The organism is Streptomyces sp. ISL-96 (assembly GCF_018614035.1).
Classification (GTDB): Bacteria; Actinomycetota; Actinomycetes; order Streptomycetales; family Streptomycetaceae; genus Streptomyces.
The window spans coordinates 315,771-331,223 of sequence record NZ_JAGGPA010000025.1; the positions used below are offsets into that span (position 1 = coordinate 315,771).

Consider the following 15,453-nt stretch of genomic DNA (forward strand, 5'->3'; position numbering starts at 1 on the left):
GGCAGGAACAACGTCACGAGGTACATCGCAGTGGAAACGCAAGGCGGCATCACCGTGCAGCGGGCGCTGGAGCTGCCGGGGCTGCGCAGCGGACTTCCCGAGGTTGTCGCCTGCGCCGACCGGCTGAACCGCACGGTGCGCTGGGTGCACGCGGGCGAGGTACCGAACATCGCGTCACTGCTCAAGGGCGGCGAACTGCTCCTGACGACCGGCCTCGGCCTCGGTACGCGCCCCGCCGAACAGCGCGCGTTCGTACGCCGCCTCGCGGACCGGGGGATCGCCGCTCTGGTCGTCGAACTCGGCCCGCGCTTCAGCCGTCTCCCTTCGACGATCGTGGACACCGCGCGGGCGGCCGGGCTGCCGCTCGTACAGCTGCACCGCGAGGTGCCGTTCGTATCGGTGACCGAAGAGGTCCACACCGAGATCGTCAACGGCCACTACACACTCCTGCGGCGCGCCGAGGAGGTGCACCGGCGCTGTACGCAGGCGCTGCTCGGCGGCGGCGGGATTCCCCAGGTCCTCGGCATCCTCGCGGACTTCACCGCCAACCCGGTCTTCCTGGAGACGGCGGACGGACAGCTCCTCTACGCGGCCGCGCCCGAGGCGGGCGAGGCCTGCGCCGACCCCCTCCAGGTCTGGGAGGGCCTGCGCGGCCAGCGCGAGGCGCGCGAGGAGGGCCCGCCCGCGAACGGAGTGATCGTGGACGTACCGGGCGGCGGCCACGGCGCCGGCGCGGTACGGGCCAGGATCGCCCTCCTGGCCGTCTCCGCCCCCCTCCTCCCCGTCCACCGGATCGCGGCCGAGCGGGCGGCCGGAATCCTCGCGGTGGTCCTGATGCAGGCCCGCCAGGAAGAAGAGCTCGCCGCACGCGGCCGCGGCGACTTCCTCACCGACCTCGCGGAGGGCCGCATCGCGGCCGAGGACGCCCCCGCGCAGGCCAGAGTCCTCGGCTTCAAGCCGGGCGAAGGCCCGCTGCTGCCCGTCGTGATGCGGCTGGCGGCCGAGCTGGCCCCGGCGGGCAACTGGGCCGTCCTGGCGCGGGCCGTGCTGGAGGAGCTCTCCGCAGTCGGCGTACCGGTCCTCCTGGGCGTACGCCCCGTAGAAGGCCGCGTACCGCTCCTCCTGGGCCTGCGCTCCGAATCGGAACGCACAGCAGTCGCCGACCGCGTGGCAGCGGCCCTGCGCGCCGGGGTGGAACGGGCCGGCCTGGAACGCGCGGGCGTCCATCCGCCCATAGTGGTCGTCGGCGTAGCCGGCAGCTGGACAGCGGCATCGGCGGGCCTGCGCCACGCGGCGGAGACAGCCACAGCGGCTCAGGGCCTGTCCGACCGCCCCTGGTACGACGCCCGCCGCCTCGACATCGACCTGCTCCTGTGGCGCCTGCGCGAGCACCCGGACCTGGCGGCCTTCGTGGACCGTGCGATCGGCCCCCTCCGCGACCACGACCGCACGTCCCGCCCGCCGCTCCTCCCAACCCTCCAGACCTACCTCGCACACGCGGGCCGCAAGGCGGAAACGGCTCGCGAGCTGCACCTGAACCGCCAGACCCTCTACAACCGCCTCGCCCGCATCTCCGAACTCCTCGGCACGGACCTCGACGACCCCCAGACAGTCCTGGCCCTGAGCCTGGCCCTGCGAGCCCGCCGCCACACGACTTAGGCGGGACCCGTCAACTCGTCGTACACGCTGAGCACCTGCGCCACCGTCTCGTCCTCGGTCGGCCAGGTCGCGGCCTGCGCCTTGCCGGCCTCCGCCAGCCAGAGCCGCCGCGCCGGGTCACCCAGCAGCCGGACGACGGCCTCCGACAGCGCCTCACTGTCCCCGTACGGAACAAGCTCAGCCGCGTCGCCGACCAGCTCCGGCACCCCGCCGACCGCCGTGGCCACCAGCGGAACCCCGACCCGCAGCGCCTCCTGAGCCAGCACGGACCGCCCCTCCCACCGGCTGGCGAGCACAGCGACATCGGCGACGGCGAGAAGCTCCCCGATATCCTCACGCCGGCCAATAAGCCGGACAGGCAGGGATTCGGCCTCGATACGCCGCTGAAGGGCGCCCCGCTCACGCCCTTCGCCGGCGACAACCAGCAGCGGCGTGGGAACCAGCTCGCGCCAGGTCCGGGCCGCGTCCAGAAGGACTCCGTATCCCCGGCTCCGTACAAGACTCCCGACCGCCATGACCAGCGGCCGGTCCACCGCACCGAGATCGGCACGCGCCTTGCTCTCGGATACGTTCACGGGCGGAGGCGGCGCCGGCACGGTGACCGGCGCGAGCCGCGCGTCACGCGCCCCCCGCGTACGGGCCCGGTCGACAAGATCGGACGAAGTCCCCAGCACCACGGCGGCCGCCCTGGCCGCCTTCCGCTCCAACAGCCGCACAAGATGCCCGCGCGGCCCCTCGTCGTCCGCGCGGGTGTGCCAGGTGACCACAAGCGGAACCCGCCGCCCCCTGAGCGCCAGCGCGCTGCGCACAGCGGCGTGCAAACCGTGGGCGTGCACGAGATCGGCGTCCGTACAGGCGGCCCGCAACGCCGCCACAGCCGCAGGATCACTGCGCCGGGGTACGGAAACAAACCGTGCCCCGGAACCACCGAAGTCGTACGCCGCCTCAAGCCCCGCAGGGGCACAGACACTCACCCGCAGCCCCCGCGCCACAAGCCCGGCCGCCAACGACCTGACATGCGCGCTGCTGCCCGCGCTGCCGCCACCGAGGACTTGGACGACACTCAGCGGCGACTGGCCGTACGGCGGGACCGGGGTGCTGCTCACGTCGGGTCGGAGCTCCTGAGTCGGCGTCGAACGGCGGACGAAGTGCGTCGCCCAGAATGCCAGCCCGCACGCGCGTTCCGGCACCACGAAAGGGTCGAACCCCTGGTCCCGCCTCACCGCCATCACCCACACGGGTGATCAACGATCCCCGCCCACCACCGGCACCGAGACCCATACACCTCACCCTACGAACAGCGGCGGAAGCGACCACTCACGGGAGGGTGCGGGACGCGCAGGGGGTGGTGTTCGGAACGTAAAGCGTGATTTGTGGGCAGGACGCCGGTTACGTCAACAGGTCCCCGCAACCGCACCCCGCGCAAGCCCTACGCATCGCTCCGCGCCGCCGCCAACAACTCCTCCGCATGCGCCCGAGCGGTCTCCGAGTCCTCCTGCCCCGCCAGCATCCGCGAAAGCTCCCGCACCCGGTCCTCGCCCTCCAGCACAGTGACCCCACTCCTGGTCACCGCACCGTCCACCGTCTTCTCCACCAGCAACTGCCGATCGGCGAACGCCGCGACCTGCGGCAAGTGCGTCACCACGACAACCTGCGCCGACTTCGCCAGCTTCGCCAGCCGCCGCCCGACCTCGACCGCCGCCTTGCCGCCCACACCCGCGTCGACCTCGTCGAACAAATACGTGGGCACCGGATCGGACCCGGCAAAAACGACCTCGACGGCCAGCATCACCCGCGAGAGTTCACCCCCGGATGCCCCCTTGGCGATCGGCCGCGGCTGCGCGCCCGGGTGCGGCGCGAGCAGCAGCTCGACCTCATCAACCCCGGACGCCCCATAAGCCACCAGCCGTCCACCGACCTCAACCCCATCAGAATCCTCGGTCTGCCGCACATCAATCGTGACCCGCGCATGCGGCATGGCGAGCGACGCCAATTCACCAGTAACGGCGTCGGCAAACCTCTCCGCCGCCTCCGTACGCGCATCGGTCAACGCCTGCGCCAGCCCCGCCAGTTCGTCCCGCAACGCATCCCGCTCGGCGGTCAGCTCACCGATCCGGTCGTCGTCGCCCTCCAGCTCGGTCAGCCGCGCGACCCCGTCCTCGGCCCACGCGAGCACCGCCCCGACATCCTCGCCGTACTTGCGCGTGAGCTGAGTAAGCGCGGCCCGCCGCTCCTCCACCGCGGCCAGCCGCAGCGGATCGGCGTCAAGATTGTCGGCGTACCCCGCCAGCTCCCCCGCCACATCCCCCAGCAGGATCCCGATCTCACCGATCCGCTCAGCGAGCACAGCCAGCGCCGGATCGTGCGCCCGCACCGCATCCAGCGCCCGATGCGCCCCGGCGACCAAGGTGCTCGCGTCGAGAGACTCCGGATCCTCCGGATTCCCCGCAAGAGCCGCATGCGCGACAGACGCGGCCGACGCCAGCGCCTCCGCATGCCCCAGCCGCTCCGCCTCGGCCGCAAGCTCGACGTCCTCACCGGCCCGCGGCTCGACCGCCGCGATCTCGTCGAGCCCGAAGCGCAGCAGATCCGCCTCCTGCGCCCGCTCACGCGCCCGCGTCGTCAGCTCGTCCAGCTCCACCACCACCGTACGCAGCCGCCGGTACGCGGCCGCGTACTTCGCATGGGGTACGGCGACGGCGTCACCGGCGTACCGGTCGAGCGCCTGCCGCTGCCGGGCCGGCCGCAGCAAGCCCTGTTGATCGGTCTGCCCGTGTACGGCGACGAGGTCGTCGGCCAGCTCCGCGAGGAGCCCGACCGGTACCGACCGCCCGCCCACATGGGCCCGCGAACGCCCCTCGGCCGAGATGGTCCTGCTGATCAGCAGCGCCCCGTCGTCGAGTTCGGCCCCCGCTTCCTGAGCCCGTACGGCGGCGGGCGCGGCGGCGGGCATGGTGATCCGCCCCTCGACGACCGCGGCCTTGGCCCCGATCCGCACGAGGGCAGGGTCGGCGCGCCCGCCGAGCAACAGCCCGAGGCTTGTGACGACCATGGTCTTGCCCGCGCCGGTCTCACCCGTCACCGCGGTGAACCCGGGTGACAGCTCGACGACGGCGTCATCAATGACGCCCAGCGACCGTATCCGCATCTCCTCCAGCACGGACACGACCTTACGAGGTTCCGGCCCCCCTGTGCGACGCCCCCCGCACCGACACCCCCGGCCGCGCCCCCCGCACTCCTGCTCCCAGCCCCCTGAGCACCCCGTGAAAAACCGCGGCCGGCGGCCAGTACGTCAGTGCGGCGCCCCGCGCCACCCCGACACCGGAAGGGCGAACTTCGCGACGAGCCGGTCGGTGAACGACGCATGGTGCAACCGCGCCAGCCGCACCGGCACGGCACCCCGCCGCACCTCCACCCGCGCACCGGCGGGCAGTTCGACCGTCCTGCGGCCGTCGCACCACAGCACGCCGTGCGGCGTGTGCTGCTGCACCTCCACCGCGAGCACCGAATTCGGCGACGTCACCAGCGGCTTGGCGAACAGCGCGTGCGCGCTGATCGGCACCATCAGCAGCGCCTCCACCTCGGGCCAGACCACGGGCCCGCCCGCCGAGAAGGCGTACGCCGTGGAGCCGGTCGGGGTGGCGCAGACGATGCCGTCGCAGCCGAACCCCGTCACCGGTCGCCCGTCGATCTCCAGGACCACCTCGAGCATCCGCTCGGGCGAAACCTTCTGCACGGCGGCCTCGTTGAGTGCCCAGTCCGCGTACATGACATCGCCGTTGTTGCGCACGAGGACGTCGAGGGTCATACGCTCCTCGACCTCGTACGCACGCGTGACGACCCGGTCGACGACCTTGTCGAGATCGTCCCGCTCGGCCTCCGCGAGGAAGCCGACGCGGCCGAGGTTGACGCCGAGCATCGGCACCCCGGAGGCGCGCGCGAACTCGGCGCCGCGCAGCAGCGTCCCGTCTCCCCCTAGGACGATCAGCAGCTCACAGCCGTCGAGTACGGCGGGCGAGGCTTCCGTCACCGTCTCGACGGACGGCGGCAGCGGCAGATCGGCCGCCTCCGCCGCCAGCACGCGCACCCCGATGCCGTTGCGCAGCAGCCCTTGTACGACCAGTTCCGCGCTGCGGATCGCCGCGGGGCGTCCGGTGTGCGCGAGCAGGAATACGGTGCGGGCTCCCCCAGGAGGCTCAGCAGATCTGTCTGTCGTCGTCTCGGTCGTCGCTGTCGTCGTTGTCAACTCGGCCCCTCCGCCACTGCACGGTCAACATCCGCCGGGTCGAGCTCGGGAGCTCCGGCCCGGAGCCACAGAAAGTACTCGACATTCCCCGAAGGCCCAGGCAGCGGACTGGCGGTGACGCCCCGTACGCCCAGCCCGAGCTCCCACGCCTGCCGCGCCACGGCCCGCACCGTTTCGGCCCTCAGCTCGGGGCTGCGCACGACGCCCCCACTCCCCAGCCGGTCCTTGCCGACCTCGAACTGCGGCTTCACCATCATCACGAGATCGGCGTCGGGCGCGGCACACCGCACCAGCGCCGGCAGCACCAGCCCCAGCGGAATGAAAGACAGATCACCGACGATCAAGTCGACCGCCTCCCCGTCAATCGTGTCGAGTGTCATTTCCCGCACGTTGGTACGGTCCTTGACACGCACGCGTTCATCGGACTGCAGCGACCACGCGAGCTGGCCGTACCCCACATCAACGGCGACGACCTCCCGGGCCCCCGCCCGCAGCAGCACATCGGTGAATCCGCCGGTCGACGCCCCGGCGTCCAGCGCCCGCCGCCCCTCGACCTTCAGCCCCTGCGGTACGAACGCCTCCAGCGCGCCGGCCAGCTTGTGCCCGCCCCGCGAGACGTAGTCGGGGTCGTTGTCGTCCTTGAGCACCACGACGGCGGCGCTGGTCTCGACCTGCGTGGCGGCCTTGGTCGCGACGGCGCCGCCCACCTTCACCCGCCCTGCGGCGATCAGCTGGCTCGCGTGCTCCCGTGAGCGTGCGAGTTTCCGGCGGACCAGCTCGGCGTCGAGGCGGCGGCGCGCGACTCCTGCCACGTTCGGTTCAGCTCCTGATGTCGTACGGGGAAAGGGGCGCCGGGGGTCCCGGTCGTGCGTCCAGCGCGGTCAGCGCCTCACGCAGCCCCCGGTGTACATCCTCGTACACCTCGATGTGCCCGTCCGCCGCGAGGTGGTCCGCGTCGCCCAGACGTTCGAGCAGCGCGTCGACGTCGGCGTGCCCGGTGGGGGTGCGCCCGACCCCGAGGGGCGCCGGAGCGGCCGGGTCGTACACCGTGGCGGCAGCGGCGGCCCCCGCCACCTCACCCTTGTCGTCGACCTCGTCGTTCATGCCCCGACGCTACCCCGAAGCGCTGGGGTACCGTCGATCCCGATGGCAACGACGGAGGAGTGCCGCAGCGCACTCGACAAACTTTCGGACAATCTGGCTCAGGCCGACGACGGCGTACGCAGCGCGGCAGCGCTCGACCGTTCCCTGAGCTGTCACATCACGGATCTGGACATCACGTTCACCGGCCGCCTCACGGGCGGCCGGATCGACGTACGGGACACCTTCGACGGTCCCCCGCGCGAGCGCGCCGGGATCCGCCTGGCCATGGCCGGTGACGACCTGGTCGCCATGGTCGGGGGAGAACTGAACTTCGCGAGGGCCTGGGCGTCGGGCCGGGTCAGGCTCGAAGCCGGTTTCCGCGACCTGATCCGCCTCAGGAAGCTGCTGTAGCCACTTCGGCCCCGGCGGCCACAGCACCCCGGCCGCCACGCGCCTTCCGCCCCGCCGGCACCACCAGCGGCGTCCCGGTCTGCGGGTCGTCGATGACCTGGCAGCTCAGCCCGAAGACCCGCTCCACCAGCTCCGCCGTAACCACCTCGGCAGGCGGCCCCTGCGCGACGATCTCACCGTCCCGCATGGCGATCAGGTGCGTGGCGTAACGCGCGGCGTGGTTCAGGTCGTGCAGTACGGCGACCAGCGTGCGCCCCTGTGTCTCGTGCAGCTCCGCACACAGATCCAGCACGTCGATCTGGTGCTGGATGTCGAGGAAGGTCGTCGGCTCGTCGAGCAGCAGCAGCGGCGTCTGCTGGGCCAGGGCCATCGCGATCCAGACGCGCTGCCGCTGCCCGCCGGACAGCTCGTCGACGTACCGGTCGGCCAGCTCGCCGACGCCCGTCGCGTCCATCGACTCCTCGACGATCCGCTCGTCCTGCGGCGACCACTGCCGCAGCAGGCCCTGGTGCGGGTAGCGCCCGCGCGCCACCAGATCCGCGACCGTGATCCCGTCCGGTGCGACGGACGACTGCGGCAGCAGCCCCAGCGTCCTGGCGACCTTCTTGGCGGGCATGGACCCGATGGCGTTACCGTCCAGCAGCACCCGCCCCTGGGTGGGCTTTAGCATCCGTGAAAGCGCCCGCAGGAGCGTCGACTTACCGCACGCGTTGGGCCCGACAATGACCGTAAAGGAATGGTCGGGTATCTCGACGGAGAGGTCTTCGGCGATGACCCGCTGGTCGTAGGCGAGGGTCACCGATTCCGCACTGAGGCGCTGACGCTGCACTGGAATGCTCCTGAGGTTCTTCTCGATCGTCATATACGTCCCGCCTTACGCTCGGTCACCAGCAGCCACAGCAGATAACAGCCGCCGAGCACCCCGGTCACCACACCCACCGGCAGCTGGGTCTCTCCGAAGCCCTGCTGGGCCGCCCAGTCGGCGACGACGAGCAGCGTGGCGCCCATGGAGACCGAGGCCCCGAGATTGGGCCCCGGCGAGCGCGTCAGCCGACGGGCGAGCTGCGGCGCACTCAGCGCCACGAAGGCGATGGGGCCGGCGGCGGCCGTGGCCACCGCGATGAGGAGTACGGCGGACAGCATCAGCACCAGCCGCCCTCGCTCCACGCTCACTCCGAGGGCGTACGCCGCGTCGTCGCCCATCTCCGTCATGCGCAGCGACCGCCCGTGCCCCAGCACCAGCGGAACGAGTACGGCGCAGACACCCAACAGCGGCCACGCCTGCTCCCACCCACGCCCGTCGAGCGATCCGGTCATCCACACCGTGGCGCGGGTCGCGTCGACGATGCTGGCCTTGGTGATCAGGTAGTGGTTGAGCGCCGTGAGCATGGCGGCCGCCCCGATCCCGACAAGCACCAGCCGGAATCCGTGCACGCCGCGCTTCCAGGCGAGGAAGTAGACGGCGGCTCCCGTCAGCAGACAGCCGACGAGCGCGCCGCCCGTCACCGCGAAGGCGTTGCCCTTGAACAGCACAATCACGACCAGCGCGCCGGCCGTAGCACCCTGCCCGAAGCCGATGACATCCGGACTGCCCAGCGGATTGCGCGAGATGGACTGGAAGACGGCGCCCGACAGCCCGAGCGCCGCACCGACGAGCAGCGCGACGACGACCCGCGGCATGCGCAGCTCGGTGACGATGAATTCCTGCGAAGAGGTGCCGTTTCCGAGGAGCGTACGTACGACATCACCGGGTGGCATCGGGAAGTCGCCACTGCCGATGAGCACGACGCCCATGGCCAGCGCAGCGGCGGTGAGCAGCAGCGTGGCGAGGAGCGCCCTGGGCTCGACCCGGAAGGAGAACCCGCCGCGGGTGCGTATCGCGCGGGAGGACCGCGTCCGCGAAGGGGAGCTGACAGTCACAGTTGAGCCATCTTCCGGCGGCGTACGAGATGGATGAAGACGGGCCCGCCGACCAGCGCGGTCACGATGCCGACCTGGAGTTCGGAGGGCCGGGCGACGACCCGCCCGATGACGTCCGAGCCCAGCAGCAGCACCGGCGAAAGCACCGCGGCGTACGGCAGGATCCAGCGCATGTCGGGCCCGGTGATGGTCCGGACGAGGTGCGGCACCATCAGCCCGATGAAGACGATCGGCCCGCAAGCGGCGGTGGCGGCACCGCACAGCAGCGTCACGGCGACCATCGCGAGTACGCGCGTACGGGTCAGATGCGCACCCAGCGCCCTCGCGGTGTCCTCGCCCATCTCCATGGCATTGAGCGGCCGCGCGATCAGCAGCGCCAGGACCACACCGACGGCGATGAACGGCCAGACCTTGCCGATGATCTCCATGTCGGCGGAGGCCAGCGACCCGACGGTCCAGAAGCGGATCTGCTCCAGCGCCGCCGAGTCCATCAGCTGTACGGCGTTGACGTAGCCGTACAGCGCGGCGGTCATGGCCGTGCCGGCGAGTGCGAGCCGTACCGGTGTGGCGCCGCGGCTGCCGCCCAGGATGTACACCAGCACGGAGACAACTCCCGCGCCGGCGAACGAGAACCAGACATATCCGCTCAGGGAGGTGACCCCGAGGAAGCTGATGGCGGATACGACGGCGGCCGCGGCCCCCGCGTTCACCCCGAGGATTCCCGGTTCGGCGAGCGGGTTACGGGTGAGCCCCTGCATGACCGCCCCCGACAGCCCGAGCGCCGCACCGACGAGCACACCCAGGATGGTGCGGGGCACCCGCACGTCCTGGATGATCACGTCGTTGCCGGTGCCGGAAGCATGGAACAGCCCGTGCCACACGTCGCCCAGCGCCAGAGGTTTCGCGCCAATCGCGATACTCGCGACGACGACCAACAGCAGCACACCGAGGGAGACAAACAGCCCCCCGGCACGTACGGCATTGCGTTTGGGTGACGCGGGGGCCTGCACCGCGCTCTGCTTCGGAGGACTCTCAACCAACACGGAGTTAGGTTAGCCTACCCTCGCATGGAGCTCAGTTGGAGCCGCCCGGCGTTTGCGGAGCGGGGTCTGGGACAGCGCCCCACCTCAGGCCCCTAAAGCCCCACCCCGCCCAGCGCCTTGCCCCCGTCCAGCTCACACACCCCGTCCCCCGCATACGTCCAAGCCGCCGCACACAGCGCTCGCAACCCGTCCACCGCCGCACCCTCGCCCTCAACCACGAGCTCGCCGCCCCGCGCAGAAGCAGTCCACCCACCACACACGAACCCGCCACCAGCCTCGGCCACTTCGGGCTGCCCGCTGAGCAACCCCCGCAGATCCGCATCCACATAAGTCGGCCGGTACTTCGGCGCAGCCGCCAACAACTGCGCCCCGTCCGTAACGCCAGTCAGCACGAGCAGCGAGTCCACGCCCCCCACGTTCGCGCCCTCGATGTCCGTATCCAGCCGGTCCCCGACCACCAGCGGCCGCTCCGCCCCGGTCCGCAGAATCGTCTCCCGGTGCATCGGCGGCAACGGCTTGCCCGCCACCTGCGGCGGCTCCGCACCAGTGGCGATCCGTACGACTTCCACCGCCGCACCGTTGCCCGGCGCGATCCCCCGCGCACTGGGAATCGTCAGATCCGTGTTGGACGCGAACCACGGCACACCCCGCGCCACCGCATACGACGCCTCCGCGAACCTCCCCCACGCCAGATCGGGCCCGCCGTACCCCTGCACCACAGCAACCGGATCATCGTCGGCAGACTCCACAGGCACCAGCCCGCGCTCACGCAGCGCGACCCGCAGCCCCTCACCACCCACGACCAAAACCCGCGAGCCACCAGGAACCTGATCCGCGATCAGCCGAGCCACCGCCTGGGCCGACGTAATGACATCGGAAGCCTCCGCAGGCACCCCGAGCTCCGTGAGGTGCTCCGCCACCGCCTCAGGCGTCCGAAACGCATTGTTGGTCACATACGCGAGATGCATCCCGCCGGCCCGGGCGACCGCGAGCGCGTCCACCGCGTGCGCGATGGCCTCACCGCCCGCGTAGACGACACCGTCCAGATCCAGCAGAGCCGTGTCGTACGCCTCGCTCAGCGCACGCGCGCACGCGTCGGGCCGGGTCCTGGTCTGCTGGCTCATTCCGTACCACTCCTAGCTCGGTGCCTGTCCCCCGATCATCGCCCATAGGACGACCCCACTTACGATGCACCAATGAGTACACTTGGTCGGCCCGAGGAGGACCGCGGCCTGCGCCTGGCCCCGTTCCGTGGACTGCGCTACGTCCCCGAGCGAGTGAGCAGCCTGGCCGCTGTCACGTCCCCGCCGTACGACGTGGTGGTACGCCCCGACGGCCTGCATCACCTCGAATCGGCCGACCCGTACAACATCGTCCGGCTGATCCTCCCGCAGGCCGCCACGCCCGCCACCCGTAACAAGCAGGCCGCGGAAACCCTGCACCGCTGGCTGTCCGAAGGTGTACTCGCCCCGGACCCCGAGCCGGCCCTCTACGTGTACGAGCAGCGCAGCGGCGACCTGCTCCAGCGTGGCGTCATCGGCGCGCTCACCCTCACGCCACCGGCGGAGGGCATCGTCCTCCCCCACGAGGACGTCATGCCGCACGTCGTCGCCGACCGCGCGGCCCTCATGCGCGCGACGGCCGCCAACCTGGAACCGCTCCTGCTGACCTACCGCAGCGGCGGCAACGCCACCGGCGCGACCGCCGTCATCGAACGCACCATCGTTCGCTCCCCGCTCCTGTCCACCACCACTGAGGACGGTTTCAGCCATCGCCTGTGGTCCATCACGGACCCGGGCGAACTGGCCGAGGTCACGGCGGACCTGTCCCACCGCCAGGCCCTCATCGCCGACGGCCACCACCGCTGGGCGATGTACCTCCGCCTCCAGGCGGAACACCCGGCCACCGGCACCTGGGATTCCGGCCTGGTCCTGCTCATCGACACGGCCCGCTACCCGCTCCAGGTCCGCGCCATCCACCGCCTGCTGCACCGCCTCCCGGTGGCAGACGCCCTGGCGGCCGTCGCCGACACGTTCCGCATCCGCGAAGTCGCGGGCCCGCTCCCCCACGCCCTGGACGCCCTCGCGGAGGCGGCCACCGCCGGAAACGCGTTCCTCCTTGCGGGAGACGGCACGTACCACCTGATCGACCACCCCGACGAGGCCCTGCTGTCCCGTACGATCCCGGCCGACCGCCCCGCGGCCTGGCGGACCCTGGACGCGACGGTCCTGCACGCCACGCTGCTCGATCACGTGTGGCAGATTCCCGACGCCCCCGAGGACATCGCGTACATCCACGGCACGGAGGCGGCCGTCACCCAGGCGGAACGCCACGGAGGCACGGCCGTCCTGATGCATCCGGTACGCGAAGAAGTCGTCCGGGACCTGGCCCGTCAAGGCGTCATGATGCCCCGCAAGTCCACGTCGTTCGGCCCGAAGCCGGCGACGGGCCTGGTCCTGCGCAGCCTCGACCTGAGCTGAATCCCCGGAAACGCGAAAGGGCGGCACCCACAGGGGGTGCCGCCCTTTCCTGCTAACGCGGACTCAGTCAGTCCTTGTCGCCCTCAACAGGCTTCACGCCACTGGAGTCCTCGTCCGCAACGTCGACATCGTCCTTCACGACAGTCTCAGCCTCGGCCGCCGGCTCACCGGACTCCTCGCGCTCCTCGCCCTCCTCATCGAGGGCATCGACGAAGTCGACACCGTCGAGCTGAGCAAGCCGGTCGGAAGCGTCCGTCAATCCGTCCTTGTCGGCCTCGATCGCCTTGGCGAACCACTCACGCGCCTCGGCTTCGCGCCCGGCGGTCAGCAGCGCATCGGCGTACGCGTACCGCAGTCGCGCGGTCCACGGCTGCACCGAATTCGACGCAAGCTCGGGCCCCTGGAGGGTCACGATGGCCGCGTCGATCTGTCCCATGTCCCGCCGCGCACCGGCCGCGACCATGCGCATCTCGACCTGGCCGGCCTTGTCGAGCTTCAGCACTTCCGGCTCACCGGCCATCGCCATTGCCCGCTCCGGCCGCCCGAGCCCGCGCTCGCAGTCCGCCATGACGGGCCACAGCTCCACGCTGCCGGTCATACGGCGGGCCGCGCGGAACTCCGCGAGCGCCTCCGTGTACCGCTGAGTCGCGTACGCCGCGAAGCCCGCGGCCTCACGCACCGCAGCCACTCGCGAGGCGAGCCTCAGGGCGATACGCGAGTACGCGTACGCCTCCTCGGGCTCGTCGTCGATGAGGTTCGCGACCATGACGAGGTTCTTGGCGACATCCTCGGCGAGGGTCTTCGGCAGGCTCTGGAGCTCCTGCCGAACGTCCTTGTCGATCTCGTGACCTGTGACGTCATCGGGAATGGGAAGCCGCTTGATGGGCTCACGCTCCCGGTCGTCACGCTGCCCGCGGTACCCCTCGCGGTCACCGCCGCGGTCGTCACGACGGGGCGCACGGTCGTCGCGGCCGCCGCGGTAGCCACCACGGTCGTCGTCCCGACGCGGCCCACTGCTCGGCCGGTCGTCGCGACGCTCATAGCCGCCACCACCGCTGGGACGCCCGCCCCGGCTGTCGTCACGACGCTGGTAACCACCGCCACCACTGCTGGGACGGTCATCCCGGCGCTGGAACCCACCACCACCGCTGGGACGGTCGTCCCGACGGGGCGCACGGTCATCACGACCGCCACGGAACCCACCGCCACGCTCGTCATCACGACGCGGCGCACTGCTCGGCCGATCGTCACGACGCTGGAACCCGCCACCACCACCGCTCGGACGGTCATCCCGGCGCTGGAACCCACCACCACCGCTGGGACGGTCGTCCCGGCGCGGCGCACGGTCATCACGACCGCCACGGAACCCACCGCCACGCTCGTCATCACGACGCGGCGCACTGCTCGGCCGATCGTCACGACGCTGGAACCCGCCACCACCACCGCTCGGACGGTCATCCCGGCGCTGGAACCCACCGCCACCACTGGGACGCTCTTCACGACCCTGGTAGCCACCGCCACCACCGCTCGGACGGTCATCGCGACGCTGGTAACCGCCACCACCACTGCTGGGACGGTCGTCCCGGCGCGGCGCACGGTCATCACGACCGCCACGGAACCCACCACGGTCATCGTCACGACGGGGTCCACGGTCATCGCGGCCACCACGGAACCCGCCACCGCCGCCACTCGGGCGGTCGTCGCGACGCTGGTAACCGCCACCACCACTGGGACGCTCTTCACGCCCCTGGTAGCCACCGCCACCACCGCTCGGACGGTCGTCACGACGCTGGTAACCGCCACCACCACTGCTGGGACGGTCGTCCCGGCGAGGCGCACGGTCATCACGACCGCCACGGAACCCACCGCCACGCTCGTCATCACGACGCGGCGCACTGCTCGGCCGGTCATCACGACGCTGGAACCCACCGCCACCGCCACCGCCGCCGGCCGGACGGCCGCCTCGGCTGTCGTCACGGCGAGGGCCGCTGCTTGACCGGTCGTCACGACGCTGGTAGCCACCACCGCCACCGCTAGGACGCCCGCCTCGGTCGTCATCACGGCGGGGACCACTCGGGCGGTCGTCACGACCACCGCGGGGCGCTCCACCGGTGGGGCGGTCGTCACGACGGAACCCACCGCGATCGTTGTCCTGGCGCGGTGCACGGTCGTCACGACCGCCGCGGTATCCGCCCCTGTCATCGCCGTCTCGCCGGCGCGGCTCGCGCTCCGGACGATCGTCGGAAGAGTTGGTGGACATCGGTTGGCTCCTGTCTCGGGGTAACGCAGTCATTCTCGCGCAGTCGGCCATCCGACGCGCTTCGGAAAAACAAAAAAAGACCCTTGGTCCAGCATGAACGCTGGACCAAGGGTCCTGAAAGATTGTTCGGCGGCGTCCTACTCTCCCACAGGGTCCCCCCTGCAGTACCATCGGCGCTGAAAGGCTTAGCTTCCGGGTTCGGAATGTAACCGGGCGTTTCCCTAACGCTATGACCACCGAAACACTATCGGGCTTAGCGAACAAGCACACTCTTCAATTAAGTAAGTGGATCTGTTCAACCGGTGCGATAACTGTTCGCAACCCGGGAACAACACAGTGGACGCGAGCAAC

The 15,453-nt window shown here is 71.0% G+C and carries 14 protein-coding genes and 1 rRNA gene; 4 read left to right on the forward strand and 11 right to left on the reverse strand.

The window, feature by feature from the left end; genetic code table 11:
• Positions 1-30: 30 nt before the first annotated feature.
• Positions 31-1,659, forward strand: a complete 1,629-nt coding sequence (locus tag J7E96_RS18030) for a PucR family transcriptional regulator (protein WP_215132648.1) — start codon at positions 31-33, stop codon at positions 1,657-1,659.
• On the opposite strand, the gene J7E96_RS18035 is transcribed toward J7E96_RS18030, so the two are convergent.
• The 5 genes from J7E96_RS18035 to J7E96_RS18055 all read right to left on the reverse strand — a co-directional run bounded on the left by J7E96_RS18035 (position 1,656) and on the right by J7E96_RS18055 (position 7,009).
• On the reverse strand, positions 1,656-2,765 hold the full coding sequence (locus J7E96_RS18035) for a glycosyltransferase family 4 protein (protein WP_308296011.1): 1,110 nt from the start codon (positions 2,763-2,765) through the stop codon (positions 1,656-1,658). The genes J7E96_RS18030 and J7E96_RS18035 overlap by 4 nt on opposite strands.
• Positions 2,766-3,088: 323 nt before the next feature.
• Entirely contained in the window at positions 3,089-4,807 is a 1,719-nt protein-coding gene (gene recN, locus J7E96_RS18040; RefSeq protein ID WP_215132676.1) for a DNA repair protein RecN, read from the reverse strand.
• Between the two features lie 144 nt (positions 4,808-4,951).
• Positions 4,952-5,905: an NAD kinase gene (locus tag J7E96_RS18045; protein ID WP_285439473.1), complete on the reverse strand. Its 954-nt coding sequence runs from the start codon at positions 5,903-5,905 to the stop codon at positions 4,952-4,954.
• Positions 5,902-6,717, reverse strand: coding sequence for a TlyA family RNA methyltransferase (locus J7E96_RS18050; RefSeq protein ID WP_215132650.1), 816 nt, complete (start codon positions 6,715-6,717; stop codon positions 5,902-5,904). Before J7E96_RS18050 ends, J7E96_RS18045 begins: the two co-directional genes overlap by 4 nt.
• Before the next feature lie 7 nt (positions 6,718-6,724).
• Positions 6,725-7,009: a hypothetical protein gene (locus tag J7E96_RS18055; protein WP_215132651.1), complete on the reverse strand. Its 285-nt coding sequence runs from the start codon at positions 7,007-7,009 to the stop codon at positions 6,725-6,727.
• Between the two features lie 42 nt (positions 7,010-7,051).
• Here J7E96_RS18055 and J7E96_RS18060 point away from each other — a divergent pair, with 42 nt between their 5' ends.
• A complete protein-coding gene (locus J7E96_RS18060) occupies positions 7,052-7,399 on the forward strand; it encodes an SCP2 sterol-binding domain-containing protein (protein ID WP_215132652.1) in 348 nt (115 codons plus the stop codon).
• On the opposite strand, the gene J7E96_RS18065 is transcribed toward J7E96_RS18060, so the two are convergent.
• The 4 genes from J7E96_RS18065 to J7E96_RS18080 form a co-directional block, all read right to left on the reverse strand.
• Complete coding sequence (locus J7E96_RS18065; protein WP_215132653.1) at positions 7,383-8,261, reverse strand: ABC transporter ATP-binding protein; 879 nt, start codon at positions 8,259-8,261, stop codon at positions 7,383-7,385. The genes J7E96_RS18060 and J7E96_RS18065 overlap by 17 nt on opposite strands.
• Positions 8,258-9,319: an iron chelate uptake ABC transporter family permease subunit gene (locus J7E96_RS18070; RefSeq protein WP_215132654.1), complete on the reverse strand. Its 1,062-nt coding sequence runs from the start codon at positions 9,317-9,319 to the stop codon at positions 8,258-8,260. The genes J7E96_RS18065 and J7E96_RS18070 overlap by 4 nt, the downstream gene beginning before the upstream one ends.
• Positions 9,316-10,359, reverse strand: coding sequence for an iron chelate uptake ABC transporter family permease subunit (locus tag J7E96_RS18075; protein WP_251070087.1), 1,044 nt, complete (start codon positions 10,357-10,359; stop codon positions 9,316-9,318). The genes J7E96_RS18070 and J7E96_RS18075 overlap by 4 nt, the downstream gene beginning before the upstream one ends.
• Before the next feature lie 95 nt (positions 10,360-10,454).
• Positions 10,455-11,486, reverse strand: coding sequence for an HAD-IIA family hydrolase (locus J7E96_RS18080; RefSeq protein ID WP_215132656.1), 1,032 nt, complete (start codon positions 11,484-11,486; stop codon positions 10,455-10,457).
• Positions 11,487-11,558: 72 nt separating this feature from the next.
• Between J7E96_RS18080 and J7E96_RS18085 the strand changes: the two genes are divergently transcribed.
• Positions 11,559-12,842 (forward strand): DUF1015 family protein, encoded by a 1,284-nt coding sequence (locus tag J7E96_RS18085; RefSeq protein ID WP_215132657.1) that lies wholly within the window; start codon positions 11,559-11,561, stop codon positions 12,840-12,842.
• A 67-nt stretch (positions 12,843-12,909) separates the two neighbouring features.
• On the opposite strand, the gene J7E96_RS18090 is transcribed toward J7E96_RS18085, so the two are convergent.
• Entirely contained in the window at positions 12,910-13,725 is an 816-nt protein-coding gene (locus J7E96_RS18090; RefSeq protein ID WP_215132678.1) for a tetratricopeptide repeat protein, read from the reverse strand.
• On the opposite strand from J7E96_RS18090, the gene J7E96_RS38840 reads away from it, so the two are divergent.
• Positions 13,687-14,838: a hypothetical protein gene (locus J7E96_RS38840; protein ID WP_215132679.1), complete on the forward strand. Its 1,152-nt coding sequence runs from the start codon at positions 13,687-13,689 to the stop codon at positions 14,836-14,838. The genes J7E96_RS18090 and J7E96_RS38840 overlap by 39 nt on opposite strands.
• A 388-nt stretch (positions 14,839-15,226) precedes the next feature.
• Here J7E96_RS38840 and rrf read toward each other — a convergent pair.
• Positions 15,227-15,343, reverse strand: a 5S ribosomal RNA gene (gene rrf / locus J7E96_RS18100).
• Positions 15,344-15,453: the final 110 nt, after the last annotated feature.

What these genes read in the sequence shown, in the direction of transcription:
- recN (WP_215132676.1), bottom strand. Translation starts at nt 4,807, where the DNA reads ATGCGGATACGGTCGCTGGGCGTCATTGATGACGCCGTCGTCGAGCTG.
- J7E96_RS18080 (WP_215132656.1), bottom strand. Translation starts at nt 11,486, where the DNA reads ATGAGCCAGCAGACCAGGACCCGGCCCGACGCGTGCGCGCGTGCGCTG.
- J7E96_RS18085 (WP_215132657.1), top strand. Translation starts at nt 11,559, where the DNA reads ATGAGTACACTTGGTCGGCCCGAGGAGGACCGCGGCCTGCGCCTGGCC.
- J7E96_RS18065 (WP_215132653.1), bottom strand. Translation starts at nt 8,261, where the DNA reads ATGACGATCGAGAAGAACCTCAGGAGCATTCCAGTGCAGCGTCAGCGC.
- J7E96_RS18055 (WP_215132651.1), bottom strand. Translation starts at nt 7,009, where the DNA reads ATGAACGACGAGGTCGACGACAAGGGTGAGGTGGCGGGGGCCGCCGCT.
- J7E96_RS18060 (WP_215132652.1), top strand. Translation starts at nt 7,052, where the DNA reads ATGGCAACGACGGAGGAGTGCCGCAGCGCACTCGACAAACTTTCGGAC.